At 73.8% G+C, this 4,579-nt stretch carries 8 protein-coding genes; 7 read left to right on the forward strand and 1 reads right to left on the reverse strand.

All coding sequences use genetic code 11. The features are described from left to right. The 6 genes from H5J33_RS24470 to H5J33_RS24495 all read left to right on the forward strand — a co-directional run. A partial coding sequence (locus H5J33_RS24470; protein ID WP_399552914.1) for a sensor histidine kinase occupies positions 1 to 505 on the forward strand: 505 nt, incomplete at its 5' end. Positions 506 to 516: 11 nt separating this feature from the next. After that, positions 517 to 1,281, forward strand: coding sequence for a response regulator transcription factor (locus H5J33_RS24475; protein ID WP_181797040.1), 765 nt, complete (start codon positions 517 to 519; stop codon positions 1,279 to 1,281). 113 nt (positions 1,282 to 1,394) lie between these two features. Beyond that, entirely contained in the window at positions 1,395 to 1,592 is a 198-nt protein-coding gene (locus H5J33_RS24480; protein WP_181797041.1) for a Flp family type IVb pilin, read from the forward strand. Next, positions 1,589 to 2,290, forward strand: a complete 702-nt coding sequence (locus H5J33_RS24485) for a pilus assembly protein TadG-related protein (RefSeq protein WP_181797046.1) — start codon at positions 1,589 to 1,591, stop codon at positions 2,288 to 2,290. The genes H5J33_RS24480 and H5J33_RS24485 overlap by 4 nt, the downstream gene beginning before the upstream one ends. A 17-nt stretch (positions 2,291 to 2,307) precedes the next feature. Continuing rightward, positions 2,308 to 2,895 carry a hypothetical protein gene (locus H5J33_RS24490; protein WP_181797042.1) on the forward strand — a complete coding sequence of 196 codons (588 nt, stop codon included), beginning with the start codon at positions 2,308 to 2,310 and terminating at the stop codon, positions 2,893 to 2,895. 7 nt (positions 2,896 to 2,902) lie between these two features. Beyond that, on the forward strand, positions 2,903 to 3,526 hold the full coding sequence (locus H5J33_RS24495; protein ID WP_181797043.1) for an OmpA family protein: 624 nt from the start codon (positions 2,903 to 2,905) through the stop codon (positions 3,524 to 3,526). Positions 3,527 to 3,538: 12 nt separating this feature from the next. On the opposite strand, the gene H5J33_RS24500 is transcribed toward H5J33_RS24495, so the two are convergent. Beyond that, entirely contained in the window at positions 3,539 to 3,922 is a 384-nt protein-coding gene (locus H5J33_RS24500) for a DUF192 domain-containing protein (protein ID WP_181797044.1), read from the reverse strand. An 88-nt stretch (positions 3,923 to 4,010) separates the two neighbouring features. Here H5J33_RS24500 and H5J33_RS24505 point away from each other — a divergent pair. Beyond that, positions 4,011 to 4,579: LLM class flavin-dependent oxidoreductase (locus H5J33_RS24505; RefSeq protein ID WP_181797045.1), on the forward strand; the 569-nt coding region annotated here is incomplete at its 3' end.

The raw sequence follows: 4,579 nt of genomic DNA on the forward strand, positions 1-4,579 counted from the left end.
GGAGTCCCGGGAACTGCTGGCCGACCTGCGCCGCGACCCCACGCGGGCGCCGCAGGAGATCCCGTTCTGGCAGCTCCTCGCCCACCGCGCCCGGGAGTTCACCCGGCGCACCGGTCTGGAGGTCACCTGCCACTGGCCGGCGGACCACCCCGCCCCCTTCCCGTCCCTGCCCGTGCCCGTGGCCCGGCACGTCCTCGCCATCGCCATCGAGGCCCTGGAGAACGCCCACCGCCACGCGTCCGCCGGCCGGGTGGACGTACGGGCGAGGCTCGACGGAGACCTGCTCGGCCTCGTGATCCACGACGACGGCACCGGCCTGCCGCCCGGCACCACCCTGGAACGGCTGCGCGACCAGGGGCACTTCGGGCTGCTCGGCATGGTCGAGCGGGCCGCGCAGGCGGGCGCCCGCATCCGGATCGGCAGGGGCGCGCACGACCGGGGCACGGAGGTACGCCTGGACATCCCCCTGCCCCGGCCCGCGCCCCGGACATCCGTCAACCCCTGAGAGGAGGCGCCATGCGGCCCTCGCCCAGCACGTCCCCGCCCGGCTTCCCGCCGCCGGCCCCGGCCGCCCCGCCGCTGCGGCTGCTGATCGCCGACGACAACCCCGTGGTCCGGGCCGGTCTGACCGCCCTGCTCTCGGACGACGCCGGGACCACGGTGGTCGCCGAGGCCCGGGACGGCCGGGAGGCGTACGAGGCGGCGCTGCGGCACCGGCCGGACGTCATCCTGCTCGACGTCCGTATGCCCGGTGTGGACGGGATCGCGGCGCTGCCCCATCTGGTGCGGCTGGCCCCCGTCATGATGCTCACCTACAGCCACGAGACGGAGACCGTACGGGAGGCGCTGCGACTGGGTGCGGGGGGATACCTGGTGCACGGCGAGTTCACGACGGAGCAGCTGGTGCGGGCGGTGCACGACGTACGGCAGGGGCGCCCGCAGGTGACGCCCGGCGCGACCAGGGCGTTACTGACGGCTCTCCGTTCCGATGCGTCTGCACACTCAAGCGCCAACTCTCCAGTAACAGCGGCCATTTCCGAACCCCCGACCCTTTCGCAACTGCAATCCTCTGTGGGACAGTCGTTCCGCTCGGAGTTCCGGCTGAGTGAGAGGGAGGCGGAGATCATGGACCTCATCGCGTCCGGTATGACCAACCAGCAGATCGCCGCCGCCTGCTTCATCACCGAGAAGACGGTCAAGAACCACATCAACCGGATCTTCGCCAAGCTCCACAGCACCACCAGGTCCCAGGCGACCGCCAAGTGGCTGGGGGTGGCGTGAGATGGCGGCGCGGCGCGGCGAATGGGTCCGCGGTTGGGCCCTGGGGCCCTTCGGGGGCGGGAGCGTCCGGCCGTACGGTGCCCGGACCGGAGGCGAAGCTGGAGGGGAAGACCGTGAGCAAATGGTTCCACACCACCGTCGCGTATCTGCAGTCCCGGGCCGCGCGCGGCGACCGGGGACAGACCGCGGTGGAGTACCTCGGCATCATCGCGGTGGTCGTCGCGATCGTCCTGGCGATCACCGGCACGAGCATCGGCCAGTCGATCTACGACGCCATCACCAACAAGATCGCCGAGGTCACCGGCGGCTGATCCGCGCACGGCACGACACGGGGCAGGCCTTCCCCATCTACCTCACGGTGGTGGCGGGCCTGCTCTTTCTCGCGTTGGCCTACCTCGCGGTCGGCCAGGCGGCCGTGAACCGCTCCGGCGCCCAGACGGCGGCGGACGCGGCGGCCCTGGCGGCGGCGCAGGAGACCCGCGACCAGCTGGCCGGCCTGTGGCGGGAGAACCTGGACGACCCGGCGCGCTGGCAGGCCATCTTCGAGGGAGCGGGCGCCGGCGACTCCTGCTGGCGCGCCGACCAGCTCGCCGCCCTGAACGACGCGGCGGTGCGCTGCGCGTTCGACACGCCGCTGAGCTACGTGGTCGAGGCCCGGACGAACAAGTCCGTGGGCGACTCCGTCGTACCCGGCACCGAGAACGTGCACGCGACGGCGCACGCCAGGGCCGTCATAGAACCGCTCTGCACGGCGCCCGAGACGCCGCCCGGCCCGCCCGGGGAGCCCACGGGACCGCCGGGCGAGGACTCCCCGCCACCCCGAGAGGGCTCCCCGCCGCCCGCGGACGGGCCGGAGTCCCCCCGGCCCCCCGGGCCCGACGACCCGCTGCCCCCGCTCACCTGCGAGGACAAGGTCTGGCATCCCGCGCCGGACGACACCACGGAGCTGCCGGGGCCCGAGGACCTCTTCGACGTCCACCTGGCCGACTCCCCGGCGAACGACCGATGACGAAGGAAGCGACAGTGATGAGCATGCGGTTCGCTGCGAAGGCCCGCAGAGGGCTGGTCGCCTTGACCGTTGCGGCCGGCCTGGCCGTCGGGGTGACCGGCTGCGGGGGAGGCGGGGGCGGGGGCGGCGAGGACAAGCCGCACGGACCGGCGTCCGCCTCCACCGCCGGCGACCCGGGACCGAGCACCCAGGAGGGCGACTCCGAGCAGCCGCTGGCCGAGCTGCGCGGGTCGGACGGCCTGCTGCTGCGGATCACCTCCGCCCAGCGCGACTCGGGCGGCTTCGTGACGGTCGACGGCACGCTGAAGAACGACGGGGCCCGGACCGCCGTCATCCCCTCCGCGCTGAGCGGCAACGAGACCGAGATCATCAAGAACGGCAGATCGCTCGGCGGGGCCACGCTGGTCGACCCGAAGGGCAAGAAGCGGTACTACGTGCTGCGGGACACCGAGGGCCGGCCGCTGACGACCACCGGCTTCACCACCCTGAAGTCCGGCGCCACCCTGGCCGTCTTCATGCAGTTCCCGGCGCCCCCGGCCGACGTGACCGAAGTGGACTTCCAGCTGCCGACGTTCACCTCCGCCGGCATCAAGATCTCCGGGTGAGGCACACGTGACCACCACACCCCGCCTAGCGCTCGCCGGCGCCCTGCTGCTGTGCGTCCTGAACCTGCCCGCCGGCCCGGCCGCCGCCGACGGCACCGGCCCCGGCGAGCCGCCCCTGACCGAACCCACCGCCGCCGCCCCCGTCGACGTCGACCCCACCGACCCCGACCTCAGGCTCCCGGAGGGCGCCACGCTGGCCGAGGCCAAGGTGCTGGACATCAAGCTGGTCGTGGAGGAGCAGAGCGGGGACGAGCGGCGCGAGGACACCAACGCCGACGTGACCTTCGCCCTCCAGTCCGAGGTGCTGTTCGGCAAGGACAGCGCGAGCGTCGGCGAGGAGGCCAAGACCCGCATCGCCGCCATCGCCGAGGAGATCAGGAAGCAGCACGCCACCCGGGTCCGCGTCTTCGGCTTCACCGACAGCCTCGGCACCACCACCCACGGCGTCGCCCTGTCCAAGCGGCGCGCCAACGCCGTACAGGCCGTGCTGGACCAGGACCTGAACACCCCGTCCATCACCTTCGACGTCCGCGGCTACGGCGAGCAGTACCCGATCGCCGACAACGCCACCGAGGCCGGCCGGAAGAAGAACCGCCGGGTCGAGGTGTCGTTCCCCCGCACCGGACCGTGACCGGACCCGCGGTCATGAAGCGGGCGGTTCCGCGAGGAGCTCCACCCGTACGCCCGCCCGCAGCCCCCACCCCGCCATCGCCCCGGCCGCCGCCTCCAGCACGTGCCGGGCGCGCGGCCGCGGCAGGCCCAGACGGCCCGGGGGCATCGTGCGCACGGCGATGACGGTGAGGCGGCGGTCCAGATAGGCCACGTCGATCGGGAACCGCATCCCGAACGTGTGCACCCCGCTCGCCGGCGACAGCAGCATCGCCCCGTCCACCGCGTCCCGGCCCAGCAGGCCCCTGGTGCGGGCCCGGTAGGAGGCCGCGATCTCCAGGGGGACGGAGACGGCCGGCACCTCCCCGGTGTCCGCCCGCACGGTCAGCAGCCCCCGCCCGTCCCGCCAGCGCCCCATGCCCCGCCCTCCGCTCTCCGTGGCCGCCAACCGCCCACGCCGGTAAATGCGTTGTCCTTTCCCGTCCTCCCCAGTAGGAATGGGCGCCATGACAGGACTCGGTGCCGTATTCCGCCCCCAGCTGCCCCCCGAGCGACTCCGGGCCGTCGCCCGCGTCGCGGACGAGGCGGGTCTCGACGAACTGTGGCTGTGGGAGGACTGCTTCCTGGAGGGCGGCGTGTCCACGGCCGCCGCCGCGCTCGCCTGGACCGAACGGGTGCGGGTCGGCATCGGGCTGCTGCCCGTGCCGCTGCGGAACGTGGCCGTCACCGCGATGGAGGCGGCCTCGCTGGAGCGCATGTTCCCCGGGCGGGCCGTCCTGACCGTGGGACACGGCGTGCAGGACTGGATGGGCCAGGTCGGCGCCCGGGCCGCCTCGCCGCTCGGCCTCCTCGGCGAACACCTCGACGCCCTGCGCGCCCTGCTGCGCGGGGAGCGGCTCAGCGTGCGCGGACGGTACGTCCGGCTGGACGACGTCGCCCTCGACTGGCCGCCGCCGCACCCGGTCGACATCCTCGCGGGCGCCACCGGCCCCCGTACGCTCCGGCTCACCGGCGAGAAGGCCGACGGCACCCTCCTCACCTCCACCACGACGGCGGACGGCGTACGGCGGGCCCG

Source organism: Streptomyces sp. WELS2 (assembly GCF_013870595.1).
Classification (GTDB): Bacteria; Actinomycetota; Actinomycetes; order Streptomycetales; family Streptomycetaceae; genus Streptomyces.

Coding starts and splice junctions, on each gene's coding strand:
- H5J33_RS24475 (WP_181797040.1), top strand. CDS start 517: ATGCGGCCCTCGCCCAGCACGTCCCCGCCCGGCTTCCCGCCGCCGGCC.
- H5J33_RS24490 (WP_181797042.1), top strand. CDS start 2,308: ATGAGCATGCGGTTCGCTGCGAAGGCCCGCAGAGGGCTGGTCGCCTTG.
- H5J33_RS24500 (WP_181797044.1), bottom strand. CDS start 3,922: ATGGGGCGCTGGCGGGACGGGCGGGGGCTGCTGACCGTGCGGGCGGAC.